The sequence below is a fragment of the Ruegeria sp. E5 genome, from assembly GCF_056534105.1.
In genome coordinates this window covers 404,387-425,880 of record NZ_JBQFPA010000004.1, presented here as the reverse complement: position 1 = coordinate 425,880, position 21,494 = coordinate 404,387, and the positions used below count along the sequence as shown (strand labels likewise).

The following is a 21,494-nucleotide window of genomic DNA, read 5'->3' as shown; positions in this document are numbered from 1 at the left end:
TTGGGCATCGTTCTTTGCCAACCAGTGCCAAAGCTGATCTTTGGATGTGATCACGATCTCGTCCATGGTGCCCCAGGTAGATCATGTTCAGGTTATCCGCTGCAGAAAGGCTTCGGCGGTCGTGACGTGTTTGTCTTTGACATCCGAGGACATGCGCTCAGCCGTGCGGCACATCATTGCCCATCTTGGATTGCTGGCAAGCGTGCCCGCGTGTTTCAGGATGAAGCGCCAATACAGACCATCCCATATGTCGGCCCACGGCCCTTTGCCCCAATGGCTCATTTTGCGGATGTAGTTTGAGCCGGAAAAATAGGGCTTCGTTGTGATCAGCCCGCCGTCAGCATGCTGGCTCATGGCATAGGCGTTGGGAACCATGACCCAATCATAGCTGTCCACGAACATCTCCATGAACCAGCGGTAAACATCGTCAGGATCGATCTCGCAAAGGAACATGAAGCCACCCAGAACCATAAGCCGCTCGATGTGGTGGCAATACCCGGTTTTAAGCACCCTGCGGATCGTGTCGTCCAGCGGATCGATCCCTGTGCTGGCGTCGTAGAATGCGACTGGCATAGTGCGGCGATGGTTCCAGTGATTTGTGGTCCGCATCTTTACGCCTAGGTCATCATAGGTCGCCCGCATAAATTCACGCCATCCGATGATCTGGCGGATGAACCCTTCCACCGAATTCAGCGGAACATTTCTGCGATAGGCATGGGCGAGCGTTGTATTCAAGACTTGTTTCGGCGTCAAAAGTCCAATGTTCAATGCGGGCGTCAGGACAGCGTGCCAAAGCCAGCTTTCGCCTTCGACAATGGCATCCTCATAATCGCCAAACCGATCAAAGCGCCGTTCCAAAAACTGATTTAGCCAGTCGGCAGCTTCTTTGTGGAATGTTGGGTAATAAAGACGATCCAGTGTCCCCAGAGCGTCCGGAAACTCGGCAAGAACGCTGTCTTTTGCCGTTTGATCAATTGCATCATGGGTCGGCCAATCAATCCAAGGCAGGCTCTTGAGCAGCGCTTTGGGGACTTTCTTTCGATTGTCTTCGTCATAGCTCCACTGCCCGCCCACCGGTTGATCGCCATTCATCAGCACGTTCAAACGGCGGCGTTGGCTTTTGTAGAACTCCGCCATGAACCAGCGCTTTCTGCCGGTCGACCAAGCCAGGTTATAGTCTTGTGTGTTCAAGAAGCCTGGGGACGGCTTTAAGTTGATTATGATGTTTGTAATACCCGCCGCCGCACTTAGGCGTTTTTCGGCGATAAAATCGACAGGATCGACCATGTTCACTTGATCAACGCCGAGTTCTTGCAGGTTCTGAAATAACCGCAAACACGAACCCGCCTCCCGTTCATAGGGCCAGATCGTCGCGTCGAAACCCTGCCTAATCAGATCGTCGCGATATCGGGCCATCGATGACCGGTGCAGCCAAAGCTTTTGCTTGTGCATGTTGGCGGGATAGATCGGGTCGCCAAAGAATAGAGGGTCTTCAAAGAGCACCACTTTGTCCGGCTGGGGAGTCAGACTGGGATGTTGAGCAAACAGTTGGTTAGGGAGCAGCAGGGCAGCGGTTGACAAACTGAGATCTCACTTCGTTACAGCGATAAAATTCAACTGGCTCAGAACGTTCGGTATCTTTTTCTTTAGTCCGAAAAATCCCGCCTTCGCGTGGGGCCATGAGACAGCGTCGTAAGGGCGAATTAACCGTTCCAGCGTCAGGCCTGCTTCTCGCAAAATAGGCTCAGCACGATCTAACCTGGACCGTACCGGACCTATTGGCGCATAAGCAGTCGCAATTCTTCTTACTCCTGCACTTTGCGCAGCTTCAATTATTGGCAGACTCCAATCATCGGCAGATTGCGCACGCACTTCATGGTCTGACAAAACGCTGTTCATTGCTTCTTTTGCAAAATTCACCGGGATAAATCCAACCGGATTAGGGGAGCGACCGTGGGTTGCCAAAAGTCCTACCACTGCAACGGGCGGTACGGGCATGATGGATGCACCGGTCATGTCATCCTCGCTTACTAGCAATAGAAATGGCTCTTTCGGCTGCATTTGAAGAATTGGAAAAGAAACACGTGGGTGTTCTACCGGTTCGGTCAGCGGTTCTGCGAACTTGGCCAACCCAGTGGGGCGAAATCGGCCTTCGGTATATTTGGCGATGTTGTCAGGTCGGGCGAGGTAGGTCTTGCCTTTCGTGTGCAAGCCCGCGACCCATCGCCAGCTCAATGTGTTCGACGCCGGATCACCATCAATCAGATGTCGCAAAAACAAGTCAGCGCCCAACTGCCAAGGCAGACGCAAGGTGAATATCCAGATTGAGGCAAACCAAATCCGCGCATGGTTATGCAGATAACCGGTGCCCACGAGTTCTTTTGCCCAATGATCAAAGCAGTCTATGCCGGTATTGCCTGACACTGCATCAGTATGGCGGCTTGCCAATGACGTGTCGTTATCAAGTGAGTTAAGCGCGCCCATCAGGTCGCGTTGATAGTGTGACCAGACGCTTGGTCTTTGTTCCAGCCAACCTTTGAAGTAAGCCCGCCAAAAAACTTCTTGTACAAACTTCTCAGCAGTGTCGGGACTGTGCGACGCCAATACCCGTGTAAGCACCTCCTCTTCGGTCAACAAGCGATGGCGGAGCCATGGTGACAAGACTGATACATTGTTGCGCCGCTCGGTCCCAAAATCGTAGTTCCGCGTGCGAGCATAGTCCTGTCCAGCACGCGTCACGAATTTCTCTAGCCGTTTAAGGCCATCCGCGCGCGTCGGGCTGAAATCGACGGTCTCGGGTAAAGTAATAAGTTCCGGGAACAGTTCAGTCATGCGGCGGATCTGCATTTTTTTGAGCAGTACTTAACCTCATCCCAGACCTTTTCCCATTTCTTGCGCCAAACAAACGGACGCTGACAGACTGAGCAGATTTTCTGTGGTAGATTCGCTTTTTTTCGCATCTTCATTCGGCGTCTCCGCGTGGTAGACTGAGCTGTGCTAGATCCTCTGTCGATCCTGTGCGTTTAAGTGTTCTTTTACCGGATTTTCTGCTGGTGTGTTTTGACATGATCTTTTTGGATCCATCGCGGAATTCATCGCCTCTGCGGACCCTCCAGACCCTTTCGCGCGCGGCTTTGACGGCCGCCATATGATCAAAGACGCGTGCAGGATAGGCAAAGCCTATGATCTGCCCTGCGTTCGGTGCCGTCCAAGGTTCATGGATGTACGGGTCAGAGATCGGTGCCAATTCGGGCACCCATTTTCGAATGAACTGCTCATGCGGGTCCTGATCACACCCCTGTTTCACTGGATTGTAGATGCGCACCGTATTGATGCCCGTGGTTCCCGATTGCATCTGCACTTGGCTACAATGAATACCCGGCTCGTAATCCGAAAACATCCGCGTCAAATGCAACCCCGGAGCCCACCAATCAAGCCAGAGGTGATAGCTAGCCGTGGCCATCACCATTGCCCGCATCCGAAAATTCAGCCACCCAGTCGCTGAAATTGACTGCATGCAAGCATCAAAATACGGATACCCCGTTTCACCCCTTGACCATGCGGAAAGTAAATCCGCGTGGGGCTCCCGAGGACGAAGACCATCGTAGAGCGGATTTAAATTCTCCGACTCCATCCGCGGTTCGTCCTCAAGCTTTTGAATAAAGTGGCAATGCCAATGGAGCCGGCTGGAATATGATCGGAGAGATTTGCGCCAATTTCTGGCATTCGCAGGCATTGAACGACGCTGTCGATCCGTCGCTTGCTTCACTTCACGCATCGAAAACGCACCCCATGCAAGATAAGGCGAAATGCGCGAGCACGCGACTGAGCCCTCAATAGGGCTCGACATTTCGCGCCGATATCGTTTGCCGCGGCTGATCAGATAACTATCCAAGGAATCAAGTCCCGCACGGCGGCCACCAAATTGGCGGTGGGCGCATGGATCATCCGCCAGGTTAAGGTCACACCGGATCGGCGTGGGGCCGAGCTCTATGTCTAAAGGGGTAAGTTGCGTTGACGAAGACACGGGCCGCTCCATAAACTCTGTCCAACGGGCCGCCCAGCCATCGCGGGATTTAAGCGGGCGAAACACACCATGGTTCTGAACCTGGGTCCAAGGAATACCTCTCTGCCTGCACCACGCGCTAACTTCACGATCCCGCCGATAGGTCCAATCATTTCCCTTTTCATCATGTGACCAAAGGGCTTCGATTAGTCGGCAGGTCGCCAAATCAGACAGCACCTGTGTCACCCGACCCATACGTACGATGAGCAGTTGGCCCAAGTCCGCTAAATCTCCACGCAATTCAGCAAGTGTTTCGGCAACAAAGTCCCAATGTCGCGCCGCGGCATCGGGTTGCTGCCAAAGCTCGGGCTCAACCACATAAAGCAGCAAAACCGGACCGATACGAGACGCCTGCGCCAGCGCCTCATGATCATCGACCCGGAGATCGCGTTTGAACCATACAACCTGCACGTAATCTCCTTTTTGATAGAATACGTGAAAGCTCTTACGTTGGATCTGCCGTCCGACAAGTCCCCTACCAGTGTCAGACTTGAGCACAATGATCTCTGGCAAACCGCACTCAAACAAGAACTCGAATGTCCACAAATTTTTCGGTTCGATACTGCTCCGATTTCGCGTTTGCACCGAATTTCCATTCTTAGGAGCTACGTAGCCGGGTATCTAAAGGTAACTGGAAAGCAAGTTTGGGTCGTTCGTTTATGGCTCAATGTCAGCTCTGGGCGCATCGGTGCGTTTGGGGTGAGGCGCAGCATTTGGGAGATTGGGCACGAAGCAGTCGTTGTTTGAATTCAACTCAATGTCTGCTCTACGGACAAAGCCGCCTTTTGATTGCTTGCGATCAACGACTATTTCTAACCAGATGCGGCCACCTTTAGCTTGATATAAGTACTCGGCAGGCCAAGCCGCCAAGGTCCGCTGATTTCTCCAGTTTCAGTTTGCCACCATAAGCGTTCATCAGATCAACACAGATTGCCAAACCCAATCCTGTGCCGCTGACAGAGGTATCCAACCGACCTCCGGATCGAACTACTCCGTCAAGTGCATCCTCCGGAATTCCTTGTCCGTCATCCTCAATGCAAATCTCAATGCCGCCGTCTACACGCTTTGCGGCGATGTGAATTGTTGTCCGACACCACTTGAGCGCGTTGTCGAGAAGGTTTCCAATCACCTCTTCGATGTCCTGAGTATCCATTCGAACCTGAATCCCATCCTCGCAATCTGTCGTCAGAGATTTTCCTTCGCGTTCCGCCATGACCGAAAACAGTCTGGATAACCTGTTGACGGAATTGGTAAGGTCAGTTCGTGAATGCGTAAGTTCTGCGGTGTTCGACGCACGCATACGCGCAAGTGAGCGCTTTAGCTGAGCATCAATTCGATTTAACGCGTCATCTGCAGGTTCGATATCTGCACCCGCGTCCGACAAAATCGCCAGTTCATTTCTGAGAATTGCCGTCGGTGTTTTGAGCGCATGTGCCAGATCCGCAGCTTGTCGCCGAGAACCAGACACAATTTCACGATTCCTGTGAAGCAATTTATTTAGGTCCTCAACAAGCGGCGAAACCTCTTCTGGGTAGTCTTCCGGAATCAAGTCATCTCCCTTGTCCCAGCGATGCGCCACATCTGCACGCAACTTCCTGAGGGGGCCGATAATTGCTGACATCAACAACAACGAACCGGCAACTCCAATCAAACCAACCAATCCAAAAACCGGTAGCAAGTTGTTTTGCGCGGCTCTGCGTTCGCTTATCAGCTCTCGCCTGCTTTCGGCGACCGTTACGCCCCACTCGGTTCCGTCTTCGAATGTGATTCTCTGATATGCGCTACGAACGGCTTCGCTGTCCGGACCTGTGGTGTTCCAAACGATTGCCTCTTCGCTCACACGTACAGGTTCGGAAATTGTCTCGTCAAAGAGCGAGGCTGATGTGAATGTAGCCCCGTTTCCATCGGTAACCTGCCAGTATCTGCCTGAATACGGCGTTCCATAGGCTGGATCGAATATCAGTTCGCGCAATGCCTCAGGGTTATGCGTCGTTGCGCTCAAACCGACAACGAGTTGGGTGTGCCGGTCACGTAGCGTCTGGTCGAATTGTTCCAGAACACGTGTGTTGATGTACGAAAACACAATCAACGTTCCGACGCCGACAGAAAGCGCGCCTGTCGCAAGGCCGCCAAGCAAAGCGCGTTGGCGCAGCGATAACATCAGACCGTATCGATCATATAGCCGCGTCCTCTGACCGTTGTAATAAGGTCAGAGCCCAGTTTCTTTCGCAGCCGGGTTATGAAGACGGCAATGGTGTTCGAATCCCTGTCACCGTCATATTCATAGATATGCTCTGACAACTCGGTACGTGACACCATGCGTCCGATGTTGTGGGCAAGGTATGTCAGAACTGCGATCTCTTGCGCCGTCAGATCAACAGGAATGCCGCCCACGCTGACGCGACCGTTTCGCGTATCGAGCATAACGTCCCCCATTTCGATAACCGGGTTTAACTGACCGCTTTGCCTACGTAGGATGGCCCGTACACGAGCGGCCAGCTCAGGCATGTGAAATGGCTTGGTCATGTAGTCATCAGCACCTGCATCAAGACCATCCACGCGCTCGCTCCACCCGTCGCGGGCGGTGAGGATCAACACAGGTGTCTTGACGCCCCCGCTGCGCCATTCGCGCAGCACAGAAATACCGTCGCGTTCCGGCAACCCGATGTCGAGGATGATCATGTCGTAAGGTTCGGTCGCACCCAAATGCAGGGCGTCTGTTCCATTGTTGGCCACATCTACCACGCGGCCCTCTGCACTTAGAAGTTTCTTAATCTGCTCGCATAGCTGCGGCTCATCTTCGGCCAAAAGTACTCTCATATTCAAAAACTACAGGCACAACGGCTTTGGTTTAAGCCCTATTTTTTGCCGTTGCCTTTGCCGTTCCCGCCAGAATTGCCGCCACCGTTACCACCGCTGTTTCCGCCGCCATTGCCGTTGCCGCCTCCATTGCCGTTGCCGCCGCCGTTGCCGTTGCCGCCGCCGTTGCCGTTGCCGCCTCCATTACCGTTGCCGCCGCCGTTGCCACCGCCGTTGCCACCGCCGTTGCCGTTGCCGTTGTCACCGCCGTTGCCGCCTCCATTACCGTTACCACCGGTGTTGCCGTTTTTCCCACTGTTTCCACGGCTCGCAGAGGCACCACGGTTGCTGTTGGCATTGCGATTGTCGTTGGCATTGGCGGGGGCCGAACGAGCGGCTTTCGATATTTGGCGCCCAACACTGGATCGATTGGAAACGACCGTTCCGTTCTGAGCATTCACAATTACACTGACAATTTTTCCATCAGGCTTTTTGACAAGAATACGATAGTAAATCTGATCGGCCTGAAACGCGCGCGCATCGACAGGGGTGCCGCCATAGGCTTTCTCGACACCTTTGATAACCCGTTTCAAACGGATGGTGTCCCCGGTCAGGGTCGCTTTGCGCAGTTCACCTTGCTTGAGCTCGCGTGTCTGAGCAGCCGCTTCCCCAAAGGGCGCAGAAACAAGCAAGCTTGCAACCACCAAGATCACCTTCGCGCGCATGATATTCCTCTTATTTCGCGGCTAGAGACTACGTCTTTCGACATGAACCGATGATGAACAAGCAGTTAGCCCTGCGTTCAAGCTCTCTCAAGTTAAATGGCAAGGAGCATTGGGGATTCGTGCGTAAATCGAGACTATAGAACACAGCGAGTTGTTTCAAAAAACTGATACCCGCTGATTTCCACCGAGGAGGTCGATATGAAAACCACCAGATTGGGGCTGCTAAAAGCATCGACACTGGCAATTGCGTTGCTGGGATCAGCAGCCATTGTAGCCACCGTCACCGTGCCCGACATTGCCTTAGCAAAGGAGGGCAAAGGCAATGGCGGTGGAAAGGGTAACGGCGGGGGTAACGGCAAGGGCGGCGATAACGGAAGCGGCGGCGGCAACGGCGGCGGAAAAGGCAATAGCGGTGGCAAAGGGAACTCTGGCAGCGGAGATCGAGGTGACCACAGTTCCGCCGGTAACAAAGGTGGAAAGAAAGGTGCCGACAAAAGTCGCGGTGACCGAAGTGCCGGGAAATCCTCTGCCGCGAAATCCAAGACAAAACCTTCGCGCTCTGCTTTGGGCAAGGGAGGTCGTTTTTCCTTGAAGGATATCTTTAGCGGCAAAGGCAAGTCGAGAACGGTTGCCACATCTGGAAAACGCTCGACCACCAGCGGTGGCAAACAAAAGCCTAGGACGTACAAGAAGCCTTCGAAAACAGTAATTATCGAAGAGTCCATTCGCCCAGCGGTCCGGGCAAAGGGGAACAAGATGGCAGCACTTCTTGGTGCCCACCCATCTGAGTTAGGGGCGCTCAATGCCGCCAACGCCAGCGCAACTGCATTAGAAAATGCAGCGCCCAACTCCCGCGTAGGCCGAATTGCCAATTATCGAGATACCGTGTTGGCCGGAGAACCCTTGCGCGAAGAGCTTGAGGAACAATTGGAAGAGCTCGCTGGCTTGGAGCCGCCGGAGCGGACTGTTCCTGAGATTGAAGAAGACCTGGAAGCCGCGTTGGGTGAAGTCCAGGAAAACCAGGAACGCGTCGAGGATCTCGAACAAGCGCTGGAAGACGCAGGCGGAACGGACCCAGAGATTGAGGAGCAATTGGATGAAGCCCGCGCTGATTTGGACTCTTCGATCGAAGCAGCGCAGGAGCTGAACGATGAACGTCAGGCTGCCGTCGAATACGAAGAAGCGACTGAACAGGTGCAAGAACTGGCTGACCAGGTCGAGGAACAGGAATTGACCGAGCGAGAAGCCCTGGAAGCGGCCGCAAACAAGCCCGTGACCGACGCCGTTGAACATGAGGTAAAGGCGCTGTTGGGTCTGTAACGAAAGACAACAGCTCTCTGCGTCAATCAACCCTCAGTACTGACCACTCACGGAAGTACTGAAACCCGGGTCAGCCAAAGGCTTCACAGGATGGGTAGCGGCTGGCCGGATACTTTTGCATATCAAAGGCTACGCCCTTTTTCCCTAAGGCTTAATAAAGAAACCCCGCCCCAAAACTGGAGCGGGATTTAGTTTTCAATTCCAATATCTAGGACGAATACCGGGAATTGTTTGGGGGTCTGCTGAACTGCCTTCAGACGTTGTTATGTGCCTCGGAAAGCCGCTTGTTTTTGACGATCTGTGTTAATGCATTTTCGATAGGAGGGAAGCGACCACTGCTCGATTTGGTGGTGGTTGACAAACGTTCTCCGGCGATTTTGCCGGAGGTTTGCATCACAGCTGTTGTGCTGGACTCTTCAGTCACAAAGGCAGACTTGATCATGCGTTTCCCCTTGTCAGCGATCAAACGGAACAACGTCCCTATTGATCCAACACCGTCACTATGCCTGAGACTGTTTGAACACTCTGAGAATACATTGTTCACGTTCAGTTAATGTTGTTCGCGAAATAAAGACAAACGAATAGGCGGGCGACCAGATGGAGGAAGAACATCCCGTTTTGATGCTTTAGTTGAATTTGCGATGACAATCGCAGCCGATGATTTCAGCTCGTGAACAAACTGCTGCATCGGAAAGCGACTCTTCGCTTATGAACTCGCTAAGGCCCATTCAAGATCATATCTAGGCTAAGAAGCTGAAAAAGGCGCTGGGAATGAAAAAGATTGTTGGGATTCTAGCGGTGGCACTTACCGTGCAAGGCGCGTCATTTGCGAACGCCAGTGTCAGCTTGTGGAGCCTTAGCACGGGGCACGTTAGCGGAACCGGCGCCACCTCGCCGATCCATGTGAAATCCAAATCCGGACATTGTCCGCCGGGCTTGGCAAAAAAGGCAATCCCGTGCGTACCGCCTGGACAGGCAAAGAAATATCGACGTGGCGATTACATCTATGATGGGTATGTCCGCATTGATGATCCCAGCCGTTGGGGACTACGGCGCAACGGATATTACGTGCGTGCCGGAGATTATGTTTACGAAGTAAACCGTGAAACACATGAAGTGCTGAACCTGATAGGGGCAATCGCCGACATTCTGAATTGAGAGCTGGTATCGCTCACCACCTTGAAGCACTGTTTGCGGCCATTCGGTTGGATTGCGGCAGTCGAAAGTATGGACTCGCTACGGCCATTCACTGTGGTGCGCTTGGACTGGTGGTGAGAGCCCTGAGCGGACCTTGGGGTTCTTCTTGATCCTGAGCATGCGCGGACGTTGAAAAAGAAAGAGCTGCAGCGACAATTACCGTCGAGCAAAGGGACAATCGTAGGCCGGACATAAGTACTCCCTTCATATTCGTGTTTTGCAAACTGTAGTCCGGAAAATCTTGGCTCGGTTGCCATTTTTGAATTAGAATGTTCGAATGTGATCGTAAAAATGGCCACAGTGTAAAACTAAACCAAACGAGGGTGACGAGCTTGCCTTTCAACTCCACCTCTCAAGAGCATAGCGAGGGCTTTATTCGCCTCTCCTTGGCTGCTCCGTTCCTACAATATCTCACCGAACGTAAGATCAATCCGCAACCAGCATTGGATCAGGTTGGCCTGAAAGCCGAACTGTTGTCTGACCCAGCCGTGTTCGTGCACTCAGAGTTGGTCTACGGTTTGGTAAATGCCTTCTCAGAAGTGTCAGGAGATCGATACCTTGGACTGAAAGTAGGGGAGACGTTTGACCTGCAACAGTGGCCTCCGTTCGCTCAGGCACTGCAATCGACAAAGACGCTGTTCGAGTTCTTTACCCGTTTCGTGGGGCTTGTACCGCAGGAATCCAATTCTGTGCGACATAGCCTTGTCGTTGAAGCAGACAAAGCGACTTATCGAATCGAAAGGCAACAAGAGCCTACTGTGCCGCCGATTCAGGTGAACGGTTTTGGTGCCGCAATCTATGTACGCCTATTGCAGACCGTCGTCGGGGATGCCTGGGATTCTTCGCGTGTGCGATGGGAAAGCAGATACATCAACGGACTACCTATCGATTACAAAGAGATCGAGGTCGGCCTTGGGACCGATCCCGGAATGCAGATCAGCTTCCCTGTAGAATGGTTGTTTTTGCACCATGTCTCTGAGGGCTCTGCCAAGCCCATCGCCTCAACGCGACAAGATGAAGAAGTAACCGTAGTAGCTGCTTTGCGATCTGTTTTACGCGATAAGCTGGATGAAACCGATTTGGGACCAGAGGTGGTGGCTGGATTGTTGGGAATACAGCCGGAACGGTTTCTTAAGGCGCTTCAGCAACAAGGCACAACGCTGCCCCGCGAAATCAAACGGCTGCGTGTCGATGTCGCCAAGGAACACCTCGGAGAAGACAAAATGACAATAGCTGAGATCGGTCTGATGCTCGGCTACTCCGACAAATCCCATTTCACACGCTTTTTCAGGGGCCAGACCGGAATGACACCGACCAAGTTCCGCCTGGGTTCGTAATTATGTTGCAAATGCTTGGATCAGCTGTGCGAACTCGACCTCGCAACAAAAGCAAAGGCGCGACCAGACTGCCGTCTCGACCGCGCCTTAAACCATTCTATTCGAACGCCATTATTGGCCCGTGGTCTCTACGCACGTTCCCTTGCCCCATCCTGACTTGCTGCCAGAGGCAGAGTAATCAAACGTGCCCTTCTCAGGGTGAACGTTATAATTCAGCGTGTAATCCTCACCGACATACAGATAGGTCAGGGTGTCGAGACCGGGAAACACATCCACATCCTTGTCGATATCCCCGATCGTGATGTGGCCCTTTTGCTGGCCATCATACTTCACAAGCCGAGCGGCCATTTCCGGGTGTTCCGCATCCGGTGCCTCACATTCAAACACCCGCTCCTCAGCGAATGCGGCTGCGGGCAGTAGGGCAAGAAGAAGAGCTGCCTTTTTCATTGATTTCCAATCTGTATTCGATCTGTTGCACTGCGGCGGCTATTGACGATTTTGGGCGGAATTTTGTCCAAACTCGGGTCGTTCTGCGGTCTCGTTGCACGCATCTCGTTAGACCAATTCACGTTTGGGTTTCGCCTGCGTTTTGAGGTGAGCCCTAAGCACATTTCCATCGCGTTTTGGGGAGTATCCAACCCAGCATTGAGGGCTCGAAGACAGAGACAATGGGTCTATGCACCCATCAGTTGCTGAGAAATTTCTTCGGGTTCGTCATGGCAACCATTTGGAACCTCAATTTGTGAATTCCAATGCTGAAGGGGGCAGCGCGGGACCGGGCCAACTCTGCCCTATAGCTTTGCCCATAGCGGGACGTGCGGTCGCAGTGGGGTGAAAATCCCTGCGCGCGCTCCCATCTGTTCAGGACAGAAAAAGGAGAGCGTCTGATGCAATGTCCGATTGATGGAACTCAGCTGGTAATCACCGAGCGGAGCGGGGTCGAGATTGATTATTGTCCGCAATGTCGTGGCGTGTGGCTGGACCGTGGAGAGCTGGACAAGATCATCGATCGCTCTGCCGACCATACGCCACCACCACCGCCGCAGCGGGGTTATGATGACCGATCTGATCACGGATACCGGAAAAAGAAGAAACGCGGCGGCTTTCTGGACGAACTGTTTGACTTCTAAGACGTTGGCACGGTGATCTGAGAGGGTTTCGGTTCATTGGGCCTGATCGGGAGCACGAGTTGGCCGTGATCACGTTGTTCAAAAAGACACGGGTTGTCTAGCGGGCAAGATTGGGTTTTACCCCATCGTTTGTTTGAGTGACCCAGATGTGAGGGGTTTGAAACCCATCCTACCCTTGCTGCAAGATTGAAGTGTGGGGCGGCGGATTGCGACCATACTGGATTTCTAACCTATGACGGAGGTTTTACCTTCGAACTCAATCGCTAAACTATATCGGGCGTTCGGCCCTTCCTCACTGTTCTCGTTGTGAATGATGAATGGCTTCTGACCAAGGAACGGGCTTATTGCAGTGCTAACAGACCACAAGAGTATCATCTCATACGCAAAGGTAAGGCAATCACGCATCTGATTTAAGAAGTCAGATATTTCCGCCAATATCTCCTTTTTGTACAGACCAACTATGTGCAGGCAGGGAGCGCCGATCTGGCCATCCTGCCTCATCCAGTAGTCAGAAAAGTTTACGTACCTATTTGCTTTCGGGTGTTGCTCAATATTCCGGAACTCCCTGACCAACTTCAAATCATGTTCGACATTGGAAAATGCTGCTTCGTTGTCAAAAAACTTTGCTGGCTTGAAGTCTACCCGGCACTTCAAGTCTGACAGCCAATTTGCACCCATATCATTCTCAGGAAAGACTGAAATAACTAAATCGCGAATTGCAGAGCGAAAAGCACTAATCGCATAGAGAGAAGACGCCCACAAGTTTTCCAACTCAGGATAGCTTGGAAGCGCAAAGTTCTTCATTGAAGTCAGTTCAGACAGTTCCTTTTTTGTGATGGAAGCGTGCTCCACCAATCGCACAATATTGTTGTCGATCAAACTACCGGCTTGAGCTGCACGAAGAGCTGACATCAACACGTCGTCGACAGAAACTGGCAGCCCCCAACTTCTGTTTTTTGTCAGTTCAATTGCTTGAATTAGTGTCCTACTGACAACCTTGCTGGATGTTCCGCAAGAGGCAACGCGTTGTTGTAAATTGGGAATATTAGTATATTTCCGCTCGGGATCGATCTCATCGGCTAATTGAATGCGCCAAATACTTGCTTCCTTGATGGCATACAGTTGATCGTTGATGACTTGCATATATTTGACGCCACTTCGATCAAAAGCATCACCAATGCTCATTGCGAACCCAGAATCGCGTTGGTGCATAGTCTCTACCGCTTCCTTCTCTTCACATTCCCACCCCGCTGCCCCGGCCTGCCCGCCGTTGACCGTCCGCGCGATTTCACTGCGTCTTCCGAGGCTTTCTCGACCGCCCATTGGCGCGCCATGGGGTCGTCGGCGACGGCCAGATCGACCGCTTCCAGACGTTTGATCTCATCCCGGATATTGGCGGCCTCTTCGAATTCCAGGTTCTCGGCGGCTTTGCGCATTTGGTCACGCAATCCGTCCAGATGCGCCTCCAAATTCGCGCCGTGCATCGGTTTGTCGATCGTGGCGGTGACGCGGTTCATGTCGACATCGCCTTCGTAGAGACCGGCCAGAACGTCCTCGACGTTCTTCTTCACGGTCTCAGGCGTGATGCCGTGTTCTTCGTTATAGGCGAGCTGTTTGGCGCGGCGGCGGTTGGTTTCGCCCAAGGCGCGCTCCATCGAGCCGGTGATCTTGTCGGCATACATGATCACCCGCCCATCGGCGTTGCGCGCGGCGCGACCGATGGTCTGGATCAGTGAGGTTTCCGAGCGCAGGAAACCCTCTTTATCCGCGTCCAGAATGGCGACCAGTCCGCATTCTGGGATGTCGAGCCCTTCGCGCAGCAGGTTGATCCCGACCAGCACGTCGAAGGCCCCCAGCCGCAGGTCGCGCAGGATTTCGATGCGTTCCAGCGTATCGATGTCCGAGTGCATATAGCGGACCTTGATGCCCTGTTCGTGCAGGTATTCGGTCAGGTCCTCGGCCATGCGTTTGGTCAGCGTTGTCACCAGCGTGCGGAATCCGTTGGCGGCCACCTTGCGCACCTCGTCCAGCAGGTCGTCCACCTGCATCGACACCGGGCGGATTTCAACCTCTGGGTCCAGTAGACCCGTGGGGCGGATCACCTGTTCGGTGAAGACACCGCCGGTTTGTTCGATCTCCCACTTTGCCGGGGTGGCCGAGACGAAGACGGATTGCGGGCGCATGGCGTCCCATTCCTCGAACTTGAGAGGACGGTTATCCATGCAGGACGGCAGGCGGAACCCGTGTTCCGCCAGCGTGAACTTGCGCCGATAGTCGCCACGGTACATGCCGCCGATCTGCGGGACGCTGACATGGGATTCATCCGCGAAGACAATCGCGTTGTCCGGAATGAATTCGAACAGGGTTGGCGGCGGTTCGCCAGGCGCACGGCCCGTGAGGTAGCGCGAGTAGTTCTCGATCCCGTTGCAGACGCCGGTGGCCTCGAGCATTTCCAGATCGAAATTGGTGCGCTGTTCCAGACGTTGGGCTTCCAGCAGCTTGCCCTCGCCAACCAGCTGATCCAACCGGATGCGGAGTTCCTTTTTGATCCCAATGATCGCTTGATTCATCGTTGGCTTCGGCGTGACGTAGTGCGAATTCGCATAGACCCGCACCTGCTCCATCGTTGCCGCGCGTTCGCCGGTCAGCGGGTCGAACTCGGTGATGGTTTCCAGTTCCTCGCCGAAGAACGAGAATTTCCAAGCACGGTCCTCAAGGTGGGCCGGCCAGATTTCCAGGGAATCGCCACGCACCCGGAAGGACCCGCGCTGGAAAGCCTGATCGTTGCGGCGGTACTGTTGGGCAACCAGATCAGCCATCACCTGCCTCTGGTCATACTCATGACCCACCTTCAGATCCTGTGTCATCGCTCCATAGGTCTCGACCGAACCGATACCGTAGATGCACGAGACCGAGGCGACGATGATCACGTCATCGCGTTCCAGCAGCGCCCGCGTGGCCGAGTGGCGCATCCGGTCGATCTGTTCGTTGATCTGCGATTCTTTCTCGATGTACGTGTCCGACCGCGGCACATAGGCTTCTGGCTGGTAATAGTCGTAATAGGAAACGAAATACTCGACCGAGTTCTCTGGGAAGAAGCCCTTGAATTCCCCGTACAGCTGCGCTGCCAGCGTCTTATTTGGCGCCAGGATGATCGCAGGCCGCTGCGTTTCTTCAATCACCTTGGCCATGGTGAAGGTCTTGCCCGTCCCGGTCGCACCCAGCAGGACCTGATCTCGCTCACCATCATTCACACCGCCTGCCAGCTCCTTAATCGCCGTCGGCTGGTCGCCAGCCGGTGCGAACTCGGTGTGCATGACGAACTCCTTGCCGCCCTCCAGTTTCAGACGCGCGCGCACGTCGTCTGCGGTCAGTTGAGTCTTGTCGGAATGGGCATAAGGCATGGGCGGGCTCCGGGTCAGGCCCCTACATTTGTTCTTATTTTGTCCATCTGCAAGGGCTGATCTGGATTCATTTTCAGCTAAGCGGTCCGGGCTTGGGCGTCGGGGTGCGTTTGAACCTTCACCGCCAAGGCCGACAGGTTCTCGGCCAGTACGCGGCCTATCATCATCTTCAACAGAGTTTGTCCCATTAACCAGCCCAACGGTCCATATTTCATACGAAAATCCATACTCCAGATAACACGGCTGCACGTGTCGGACAGCGGTGTGATGGCAATCGCCGCCTGTGCTTCGCGCAGAGGCATCGCCATCTGCGACAACCGCACGGTGTAGCCGCGGTCAACCTGCCAATCCGTCACCTCTTCGACCAATGATGTGCCGTTCGCGAAGTGACACCGGCGCTGTGACCCAACACCATCCGATCCGGCAGTCAAAGCATCAACCGATGTAACCTGCGGGGCAAACTCATCGATATGCATAAAGCGGCGGAGGATAGCCCAAATCTCATTGGGTCGGGCGTTGATGTCGAGGTGGCGTTCTTGGTGAAGCATCCTGCTGTCCTTTTATGTCTGCGCGCTTTCTACCCCGAACTAATGACAATACCTGTCATTAGGCAGTCCATGCGACCCGCGACAATTGTCATCTTGTCCCGGCGCGCGCTCTGACGCATAAACAGCTTCAGCCAAGTGAGTACGGAGAGGCGACATGCGCGCACGGATTTACCAGCCTTCGCGAAACGCGATGACCTCGGGGATGGCCAAAACCCGCAAATGGGTTCTGGAATACGCCCCGGCTTCTGCGCGTGAGGTCGATCCGCTGATGGGCTGGACCTCGTCCAATGACACCCAAACGCAGGTGCGTCTGAAGTTCGATACCAAGGAAGAGGCGCTGGACTATGCCAAAGACAACGGCATCGACGCGCAGGTAAGCGAGCCGCACAAGCGCAAGCCGAACCTGCGGGCGCGCGGCTATGGTGAGAATTTCGCCACTGACCGGCGCGCTCCCTGGACCCACTGACAAGGCCCTGTGAATGATCGACATCCGCCAAGCAGACCCCGGCGCCAAGGATCTGCGCCCGATCATTCAAGCGCATCTCGCCCATAGCTGGGACGCGACACCGCAAACCTCAAATCATACGCTGGACATTGATGCCCTGCGCGAGCCGGGCATTCGCTTTTGGGCTATTTATGAGGCGGGTAAGCCCTTGGGTTGTGGTGCGCTTAAGGCGCTGCCGGATGGCACTGCCGAAGTTAAATCGGTGCACGTGGTTGCTGCTGCGCGCGGCCGAGGATTGGCGCGTGTGATCATGAACCATCTTGCCGATCTGGCTCGAGCCGAGGGCGTTTCCGCACTTGTCCTGGAAACTGGCGCAAATCATCTCTCGGAATATGACGCAGCACGCAAGCTATATGAAACATTGGGATATTCCTATTGCGATCCGATTTATGGCTATGACGCCGATCCAAACAGCGCGTTTATGCGGTTGGACCTTAGGTCCAGCCCAAAACGCTGAGGGAAAAGCTGAATGCACCCGCTTGGTGCAGTCTGACCGACCGCTTTGAATTCAGATATAAGGGCCGTACCCTTGCCCCGTTTCGAAAAACATCTGAAAAAATGGCGAGCCGTGGAGGACTCGAACCCCCGACCTGAGAATTAGAAGTTCCCTGCTCTAATCCAGCTGAGCTAACGGCCCGGTCTTGTTCCGTTTGTATCAGTCAATCCATTAGGATTGTCAACTTGATAGGGGGCAAGCTTGTTCCTTCAAAAAGGTTATTTCCATCAGGGTATTGGCCGAATCTGGCAGACCTCTCGGCAAGAGACATCGAACCTACCTGCAGTTCAAACTTGCAGCCCAGCGCGCCCTGCGTCACGTTTGAAATCACAAATTGTGATTCCAAACGGATATGATGACGAACCCGGAAAACCTGCCCAGCCCTCAAGAGGTCCAAAACGCCATTCATCGGGTGCGCGGTGTACGCGTGGTTCTGGCAGAAGATCTGGCGCAGTTTTACGGGAAATCCGTCAGCGCCTTCAATCAGGCCGTCTCGCGCAATAAGGATCTGTTCGAAGGCTACCGCTTTCAGCTTTCCGACGCAGAGGTCGCGGATTTGCAATCACAGAATGTGATCTCAAAACCCGAAGGCCGCGGTGGCCGACGGGTCAATCCGTGGGTCTATACCGACTACGGCGTAGCTATTGCCTCGACTTTGTTTAAAGATCCGCGCGCGATCAGGATCACGCGGATGATCACCGAAGCCTTTGTTGACGGCACCAATGCGCTAGCGGAAACCCCGCGCAACCCGCCTGAGATTCTGCCACCGCAAAATGCCCCTACGCCGTTGCTTCCAAATGGGGATCAACTACGTGATCTGGCAGAAAACATCCTTGATTCCGGACAGCAAAGCCTTGTGGACTACATCGCCAATCCCACCACCAAACGGCAGCAGGCGGTGGCAGTGATCATGAAGACCCTCGCTGAAACGGCGGGCGAAGAGGTTCGCACACAACATGACCGTCTGCGCCTCAGCATCGCCGAACGGCTGGCCAGCGGAGACTATGCCGACGATGATGACCGGAAAAAACTGCTTGAGCTGCTGCACGCCATGAAAGACTGACCGCCTTAAAGGCCCAGCTCTGCCCGCGCCTTTCTGGTCAGCTTAGCTACGACCAGATCGTATGAGATTACAATATGATCTCGCAGCGACGCGTCGCTCATGCCACGTTCATCGTAAACCTGCAGCCATTTCATACCTCGCGATGCCAGATAAGGCGCTGGGCGGATACCTGGCTCATCTCCGAGGACCTCAAAGGCTAGATCGGTAGCCTTGAAGGTAAACGCATCCTTTCCGTCGTTCCAACCACAGATGGCAAAGACTTTGCCGCTTACTTTCCAGACATCTGCGTTGCCCCACTGCACGACATGGCTGGTGGCTTTGAGGTCCGAGCAAAAGGCATTGAATTCATCACGAGTCATCGCGGCGACTGTGGCGCTCTGGTCAGGACAAGGCAAGACCCGCATTGCGGGCGCAACTTTCTTTACCCGGCATTAACCTAGCTGCGCCAAATCATAGGTGATGTATAACTGTAATTCTTCCCTCTCGCCTGAGGTTTGGCTCAGTGATCTATTCGCCTCCAAGGCGGTGCAGCAAGGTGGCGTAATCCGTCGCAAGGCGCGCGATATAGAGCGCTTTGCCGGGATGGAGCGTTTTATGGCCGAAATCAATCGTCGCGGTTATCAAGTGGCGGAAAACTCGGGCCAGATCGTAATCTTCTGCAACCGCGCACCCGTGCGTTGGCTCACCTGAGCCACGCAACGCTTTCTTGAAAAGAAAGCGCCCCGAAATCTTTTCAAGATTTCGCCCCCCACCGATTCAAGGCTTCAAAAACTTTGCCGTTCCGACAGTGCGCTGTTTCGGGGTCTGAAGATTCCGGGGATTGGCTTGGATATCTCCCGGCATCGCGACATTGCGTGGTTTCTGCAAGGCAAACGAGCCACAGGCGACACCATCGCCATCGGGGTCATTGCGCTTATGATATCCGGGCCTTCCTTCGCGAAAAGGCCCGAAACCCAGCATCTCCACCGCATCACACCCAGCCAGCGCCACCAGATGGATCACCGCTTCATGACGTTCGTAGTCTGAAACGCGCAGGTAGACACCGATTGCGATCATTCCTGTGGTTAAGGGCAAGGCCAGCACCATCAGTAGAATACGCACCGGAGACAGAGCCTGCCTGCGCAACGCGTCTGCCCGCCGTTGCCGCCGTGTAAGACGAGGGTTCGGATCGGTGTCTTTCGTTTGTTTCCCGGTTGTCATGCCATAGGTCTTACACGCGGTATGTGGCAAAGCCATGGCCGCAATCGGGGTCGGCTTGGAAAAAGCTCGACCTTATCGCACCACATGCACGGCGCATTTGGCGTGGCGCACCACATGGGTCGCTGTTGAACCCAACAACAGGTCCTGCATCCCCGGGCGGTGCGAAGCCAGGATGATCAGGTCAGGCTTATTCACTTCGGCCCAGTCCAGAATCGTTCGCCCGGAATGGCCTTCAACCACCAGCCCCTTCGCATTCGGGACGCGCGCCGCCAGAGCATCAAGCTCGGTCTGAATGGCCTTGCGGGCTTCGGACAGATACTCGGCAGGCATGTACGAGATCGCATAATCCGGAATGTGCTCTACCACATGCAGCAGCGTAACCGCAGCCTCGGGCGTCGACAGTAGTTCTGCCAGCTTCAACGCTGCCGAGCTGTCCCGTTCAGCATCAAAGGAAATGGGAACAAGAATGTTATGATACATGGCTCGCGCCTCCGTAGTTGTGCCGCTATACTGCGCGACCGGTGGTGGCCGTGCATTGACTCAGATCAGGTCTCACCGAATGTCTCGGCGACGTCGTACATCACGGGTTCAAAGCTCTTGCACAGCTCGTTAACCCTGCGATTCCGCTCTCGCATTTCCGGTGTGCGCAACATCGCCAGGAAATCCTCGCGGCGCTCCCATTGTGAATAATTGGCAATCCGCGTCTGGGCATCATTCACATGCAATCCGGCTGAAATGAAACCCGGCTGTTTCGAAATGAACTCGGCATAAGCATCGGTCAGCGCCTCAAGAAGGTCCTGGCAGGTTCCAGGGGTCATCTCGAAGGTGGTGATGACAGTCTGATAGCTGTTGGTTTTGGAAATCTGCGGCATAAGGCTCCTCCTTTATAGCTGACCCGAGCCTAGCACAGCTTTTGAAAACGCCACCCTTTTCCTGCACATAGACAATGTTTTTGGATCAAAAAATCTTTCTCGAAGATGAACAAGAAACTAACCATCCGTTAACCATGTCTGCCGATGCTGCCCCCATGGCTCGTCTGGTTCTCGTCATTCCGCTGCTTTTTATGGTGTGCACTCCGGCATGGTCCGGTGCGTGGCTCCGCGAGAAGGGGTCAAGCTTCACCGCGTTATCTGTGACCGCTTTCAAAGAGGAAGACGTCTACAAGTACAAAACCTCGCTTTATACCGAGTGGGGATTGCGGCCGAAACTCACGATCGGACTGGATGCCGAGGAGCATCAGGATTTGTATGGGCACGCGCTGGTCTTTGCACGCGTGCCGGTTGCAGACATGGGGTCAGCAGGGCGTCTGGCGGCCGAGTTCGGCGTTGGCGCGCACCATCGCCAGTACAGTAGTTGGGCAATGTACAAAGCAACACTTTCATACGGCAAAAGCATTCAAACCGGATTGGGAGGCGGATGGATCAATGTCGACGCAGCGCTCGAAAACCGCACCCATGAGGCAGTGATCCGCAAATTGGATTTCACGGCCGGTCTGTCCTCGGGTCGACGGTTTGACCCGCTCCTGCAGATCGAAACTTCTTATGTTTCGGACCGACCATGGTACTGGAGGGTGCGACCTTCGCTGATGTATCGCCCAAAGACGGGCAGACTCACCTGGATTCTGGGTGCCGAGCGCAATTCGGCTGATGATAACATCGGGATCAAATTTGGATTGTGGCGCAGCTATTAAAGATGGGCCGCCTA

At 54.2% G+C, this 21,494-nt stretch carries 25 protein-coding genes and 1 tRNA gene; 9 read left to right on the top strand and 17 right to left on the bottom strand.

The window, feature by feature from the left end; all coding sequences use genetic code 11:
- Positions 1–87: 87 nt before the first annotated feature.
- The 7 genes from ACR0BI_RS16980 to ACR0BI_RS16950 form a co-directional block, all read right to left on the bottom strand.
- Complete coding sequence (locus ACR0BI_RS16980) at positions 88–1,581, bottom strand: cryptochrome/photolyase family protein (RefSeq protein WP_480563030.1); 1,494 nt, start codon at positions 1,579–1,581, stop codon at positions 88–90.
- 9 nt (positions 1,582–1,590) lie between these two features.
- Positions 1,591–2,832 (bottom strand): FAD-binding domain-containing protein, encoded by a 1,242-nt coding sequence (locus tag ACR0BI_RS16975; RefSeq protein ID WP_480563031.1) that lies wholly within the window; start codon positions 2,830–2,832, stop codon positions 1,591–1,593.
- Positions 2,829–2,960 (bottom strand): DUF2256 domain-containing protein, encoded by a 132-nt coding sequence (locus tag ACR0BI_RS16970; RefSeq protein ID WP_480537249.1) that lies wholly within the window; start codon positions 2,958–2,960, stop codon positions 2,829–2,831. The genes ACR0BI_RS16975 and ACR0BI_RS16970 overlap by 4 nt, the downstream gene beginning before the upstream one ends.
- 2 nt (positions 2,961–2,962) lie before the next feature.
- The gene (locus ACR0BI_RS16965) at positions 2,963–4,579 is read right to left on the bottom strand and encodes a cryptochrome/deoxyribodipyrimidine photo-lyase family protein (protein ID WP_480878827.1); all 1,617 of its coding nucleotides are present in this window, start codon (positions 4,577–4,579) and stop codon (positions 2,963–2,965) included.
- 319 nt (positions 4,580–4,898) lie between these two features.
- A complete protein-coding gene (locus ACR0BI_RS16960; RefSeq protein ID WP_480563032.1) occupies positions 4,899–6,227 on the bottom strand; it encodes a sensor histidine kinase in 1,329 nt (442 codons plus the stop codon).
- Entirely contained in the window at positions 6,227–6,886 is a 660-nt protein-coding gene (locus ACR0BI_RS16955; protein WP_480878829.1) for a response regulator transcription factor, read from the bottom strand. Before ACR0BI_RS16955 ends, ACR0BI_RS16960 begins: the two co-directional genes overlap by 1 nt.
- Positions 6,887–6,924: 38 nt before the next feature.
- Positions 6,925–7,590, bottom strand: a complete 666-nt coding sequence (locus ACR0BI_RS16950) for a PepSY domain-containing protein (protein WP_480563034.1) — start codon at positions 7,588–7,590, stop codon at positions 6,925–6,927.
- A 198-nt stretch (positions 7,591–7,788) separates the two neighbouring features.
- Between ACR0BI_RS16950 and ACR0BI_RS16945 the strand changes: the two genes are divergently transcribed.
- On the top strand, positions 7,789–8,910 hold the full coding sequence (locus tag ACR0BI_RS16945; protein ID WP_480563035.1) for a hypothetical protein: 1,122 nt from the start codon (positions 7,789–7,791) through the stop codon (positions 8,908–8,910).
- A 253-nt stretch (positions 8,911–9,163) separates the two neighbouring features.
- On the opposite strand, the gene ACR0BI_RS16940 is transcribed toward ACR0BI_RS16945, so the two are convergent.
- On the bottom strand, positions 9,164–9,352 hold the full coding sequence (locus tag ACR0BI_RS16940) for a hypothetical protein (protein WP_170395992.1): 189 nt from the start codon (positions 9,350–9,352) through the stop codon (positions 9,164–9,166).
- 329 nt (positions 9,353–9,681) lie between these two features.
- Between ACR0BI_RS16940 and ACR0BI_RS16935 the strand changes: the two genes are divergently transcribed.
- Positions 9,682–10,068, top strand: a complete 387-nt coding sequence (locus ACR0BI_RS16935; protein WP_255612012.1) for an excinuclease ABC subunit A — start codon at positions 9,682–9,684, stop codon at positions 10,066–10,068.
- A 308-nt stretch (positions 10,069–10,376) separates the two neighbouring features.
- Positions 10,377–11,444, top strand: a complete 1,068-nt coding sequence (locus ACR0BI_RS16930; protein ID WP_480563036.1) for a helix-turn-helix domain-containing protein — start codon at positions 10,377–10,379, stop codon at positions 11,442–11,444.
- Positions 11,445–11,555: 111 nt separating this feature from the next.
- On the opposite strand, the gene ACR0BI_RS16925 is transcribed toward ACR0BI_RS16930, so the two are convergent.
- On the bottom strand, positions 11,556–11,891 hold the full coding sequence (locus tag ACR0BI_RS16925) for a hypothetical protein (protein ID WP_170423854.1): 336 nt from the start codon (positions 11,889–11,891) through the stop codon (positions 11,556–11,558).
- A 440-nt stretch (positions 11,892–12,331) separates the two neighbouring features.
- Here ACR0BI_RS16925 and ACR0BI_RS16920 point away from each other — a divergent pair, with 440 nt between their 5' ends.
- The gene (locus ACR0BI_RS16920; protein WP_170408258.1) at positions 12,332–12,574 is read left to right on the top strand and encodes a TFIIB-type zinc ribbon-containing protein; all 243 of its coding nucleotides are present in this window, start codon (positions 12,332–12,334) and stop codon (positions 12,572–12,574) included.
- Between the two features lie 225 nt (positions 12,575–12,799).
- Here ACR0BI_RS16920 and ACR0BI_RS16915 read toward each other — a convergent pair whose 3' ends face one another.
- The 3 genes from ACR0BI_RS16915 to ACR0BI_RS16905 all read right to left on the bottom strand — a co-directional run bounded on the left by ACR0BI_RS16915 (position 12,800) and on the right by ACR0BI_RS16905 (position 16,526).
- Complete coding sequence (locus tag ACR0BI_RS16915; RefSeq protein ID WP_480888633.1) at positions 12,800–13,759, bottom strand: hypothetical protein; 960 nt, start codon at positions 13,757–13,759, stop codon at positions 12,800–12,802.
- A 32-nt stretch (positions 13,760–13,791) separates the two neighbouring features.
- A complete protein-coding gene (gene uvrB, locus ACR0BI_RS16910) occupies positions 13,792–15,978 on the bottom strand; it encodes an excinuclease ABC subunit UvrB (RefSeq protein WP_170664073.1) in 2,187 nt (728 codons plus the stop codon).
- Positions 15,979–16,055: 77 nt separating this feature from the next.
- Positions 16,056–16,526 (bottom strand): SRPBCC family protein, encoded by a 471-nt coding sequence (locus ACR0BI_RS16905; RefSeq protein ID WP_170637494.1) that lies wholly within the window; start codon positions 16,524–16,526, stop codon positions 16,056–16,058.
- Between the two features lie 154 nt (positions 16,527–16,680).
- Here ACR0BI_RS16905 and ACR0BI_RS16900 point away from each other — a divergent pair, with 154 nt between their 5' ends.
- Both ACR0BI_RS16900 and ACR0BI_RS16895 read left to right on the top strand, forming a co-directional pair.
- Positions 16,681–16,992: an ETC complex I subunit gene (locus tag ACR0BI_RS16900; RefSeq protein ID WP_010442452.1), complete on the top strand. Its 312-nt coding sequence runs from the start codon at positions 16,681–16,683 to the stop codon at positions 16,990–16,992.
- Positions 16,993–17,005: 13 nt separating this feature from the next.
- Positions 17,006–17,488 carry a GNAT family N-acetyltransferase gene (locus ACR0BI_RS16895; protein ID WP_170597325.1) on the top strand — a complete coding sequence of 161 codons (483 nt, stop codon included), beginning with the start codon at positions 17,006–17,008 and terminating at the stop codon, positions 17,486–17,488.
- 102 nt (positions 17,489–17,590) lie between these two features.
- On the opposite strand, the gene ACR0BI_RS16890 is transcribed toward ACR0BI_RS16895, so the two are convergent.
- Positions 17,591–17,668 (bottom strand) — tRNA-Arg (locus tag ACR0BI_RS16890).
- Positions 17,669–17,882: 214 nt separating this feature from the next.
- Between ACR0BI_RS16890 and ACR0BI_RS16885 the strand changes: the two genes are divergently transcribed.
- Entirely contained in the window at positions 17,883–18,590 is a 708-nt protein-coding gene (locus ACR0BI_RS16885; RefSeq protein ID WP_170514072.1) for an ORF6N domain-containing protein, read from the top strand.
- Positions 18,591–18,595: 5 nt separating this feature from the next.
- Here the strand turns inward: ACR0BI_RS16885 and ACR0BI_RS16880 are convergent, their stop codons facing one another.
- The gene (locus ACR0BI_RS16880) at positions 18,596–18,949 is read right to left on the bottom strand and encodes an MmcQ/YjbR family DNA-binding protein (RefSeq protein ID WP_170514068.1); all 354 of its coding nucleotides are present in this window, start codon (positions 18,947–18,949) and stop codon (positions 18,596–18,598) included.
- A 100-nt stretch (positions 18,950–19,049) separates the two neighbouring features.
- Between ACR0BI_RS16880 and ACR0BI_RS16875 the strand changes: the two genes are divergently transcribed.
- Positions 19,050–19,280, top strand: coding sequence for an aspartate aminotransferase (locus ACR0BI_RS16875; protein ID WP_480563037.1), 231 nt, complete (start codon positions 19,050–19,052; stop codon positions 19,278–19,280).
- Positions 19,281–19,346: 66 nt separating this feature from the next.
- On the opposite strand, the gene ACR0BI_RS16870 is transcribed toward ACR0BI_RS16875, so the two are convergent.
- The 3 genes from ACR0BI_RS16870 to ACR0BI_RS16860 form a co-directional block, all read right to left on the bottom strand.
- A complete protein-coding gene (locus ACR0BI_RS16870; protein WP_480537247.1) occupies positions 19,347–19,826 on the bottom strand; it encodes an excalibur calcium-binding domain-containing protein in 480 nt (159 codons plus the stop codon).
- Between the two features lie 36 nt (positions 19,827–19,862).
- The gene (locus ACR0BI_RS16865) at positions 19,863–20,270 is read right to left on the bottom strand and encodes a universal stress protein (protein WP_170395959.1); all 408 of its coding nucleotides are present in this window, start codon (positions 20,268–20,270) and stop codon (positions 19,863–19,865) included.
- 65 nt (positions 20,271–20,335) lie between these two features.
- Complete coding sequence (locus ACR0BI_RS16860; protein ID WP_170395957.1) at positions 20,336–20,662, bottom strand: antibiotic biosynthesis monooxygenase family protein; 327 nt, start codon at positions 20,660–20,662, stop codon at positions 20,336–20,338.
- Between the two features lie 134 nt (positions 20,663–20,796).
- On the opposite strand from ACR0BI_RS16860, the gene ACR0BI_RS16855 reads away from it, so the two are divergent.
- A complete protein-coding gene (locus ACR0BI_RS16855; RefSeq protein WP_480602887.1) occupies positions 20,797–21,480 on the top strand; it encodes a hypothetical protein in 684 nt (227 codons plus the stop codon).
- The last annotated feature ends 14 nt before the right edge of the window (positions 21,481–21,494 follow it).

Excerpts from the sequence above, each read along its gene's own strand:
- ACR0BI_RS16975 (WP_480563031.1), bottom strand. The coding sequence starts at position 2,832 with ATGACTGAACTGTTCCCGGAACTTATTACTTTACCCGAGACCGTCGAT.
- ACR0BI_RS16970 (WP_480537249.1), bottom strand. The coding sequence starts at position 2,960 with ATGCGAAAAAAAGCGAATCTACCACAGAAAATCTGCTCAGTCTGTCAG.
- ACR0BI_RS16960 (WP_480563032.1), bottom strand. The coding sequence starts at position 6,227 with ATGTTATCGCTGCGCCAACGCGCTTTGCTTGGCGGCCTTGCGACAGGC.
- ACR0BI_RS16955 (WP_480878829.1), bottom strand. The coding sequence starts at position 6,886 with ATGAGAGTACTTTTGGCCGAAGATGAGCCGCAGCTATGCGAGCAGATT.
- ACR0BI_RS16950 (WP_480563034.1), bottom strand. The coding sequence starts at position 7,590 with ATGCGCGCGAAGGTGATCTTGGTGGTTGCAAGCTTGCTTGTTTCTGCG.
- ACR0BI_RS16945 (WP_480563035.1), top strand. The coding sequence starts at position 7,789 with ATGAAAACCACCAGATTGGGGCTGCTAAAAGCATCGACACTGGCAATT.
- ACR0BI_RS16940 (WP_170395992.1), bottom strand. The coding sequence starts at position 9,352 with ATGATCAAGTCTGCCTTTGTGACTGAAGAGTCCAGCACAACAGCTGTG.
- ACR0BI_RS16935 (WP_255612012.1), top strand. The coding sequence starts at position 9,682 with ATGAAAAAGATTGTTGGGATTCTAGCGGTGGCACTTACCGTGCAAGGC.
- ACR0BI_RS16930 (WP_480563036.1), top strand. The coding sequence starts at position 10,377 with ATGTTCGAATGTGATCGTAAAAATGGCCACAGTGTAAAACTAAACCAA.
- ACR0BI_RS16925 (WP_170423854.1), bottom strand. The coding sequence starts at position 11,891 with ATGAAAAAGGCAGCTCTTCTTCTTGCCCTACTGCCCGCAGCCGCATTC.
- ACR0BI_RS16920 (WP_170408258.1), top strand. The coding sequence starts at position 12,332 with ATGCAATGTCCGATTGATGGAACTCAGCTGGTAATCACCGAGCGGAGC.
- ACR0BI_RS16915 (WP_480888633.1), bottom strand. The coding sequence starts at position 13,759 with ATGAGCATTGGTGATGCTTTTGATCGAAGTGGCGTCAAATATATGCAA.
- uvrB (WP_170664073.1), bottom strand. The coding sequence starts at position 15,978 with ATGCCTTATGCCCATTCCGACAAGACTCAACTGACCGCAGACGACGTG.
- ACR0BI_RS16905 (WP_170637494.1), bottom strand. The coding sequence starts at position 16,526 with ATGCTTCACCAAGAACGCCACCTCGACATCAACGCCCGACCCAATGAG.
- ACR0BI_RS16900 (WP_010442452.1), top strand. The coding sequence starts at position 16,681 with ATGCGCGCACGGATTTACCAGCCTTCGCGAAACGCGATGACCTCGGGG.
- ACR0BI_RS16895 (WP_170597325.1), top strand. The coding sequence starts at position 17,006 with ATGATCGACATCCGCCAAGCAGACCCCGGCGCCAAGGATCTGCGCCCG.
- ACR0BI_RS16885 (WP_170514072.1), top strand. The coding sequence starts at position 17,883 with ATGACGAACCCGGAAAACCTGCCCAGCCCTCAAGAGGTCCAAAACGCC.
- ACR0BI_RS16880 (WP_170514068.1), bottom strand. The coding sequence starts at position 18,949 with ATGACTCGTGATGAATTCAATGCCTTTTGCTCGGACCTCAAAGCCACC.
- ACR0BI_RS16875 (WP_480563037.1), top strand. The coding sequence starts at position 19,050 with ATGTATAACTGTAATTCTTCCCTCTCGCCTGAGGTTTGGCTCAGTGAT.
- ACR0BI_RS16870 (WP_480537247.1), bottom strand. The coding sequence starts at position 19,826 with ATGGCTTTGCCACATACCGCGTGTAAGACCTATGGCATGACAACCGGG.
- ACR0BI_RS16865 (WP_170395959.1), bottom strand. The coding sequence starts at position 20,270 with ATGTATCATAACATTCTTGTTCCCATTTCCTTTGATGCTGAACGGGAC.
- ACR0BI_RS16860 (WP_170395957.1), bottom strand. The coding sequence starts at position 20,662 with ATGCCGCAGATTTCCAAAACCAACAGCTATCAGACTGTCATCACCACC.
- ACR0BI_RS16855 (WP_480602887.1), top strand. The coding sequence starts at position 20,797 with ATGTCTGCCGATGCTGCCCCCATGGCTCGTCTGGTTCTCGTCATTCCG.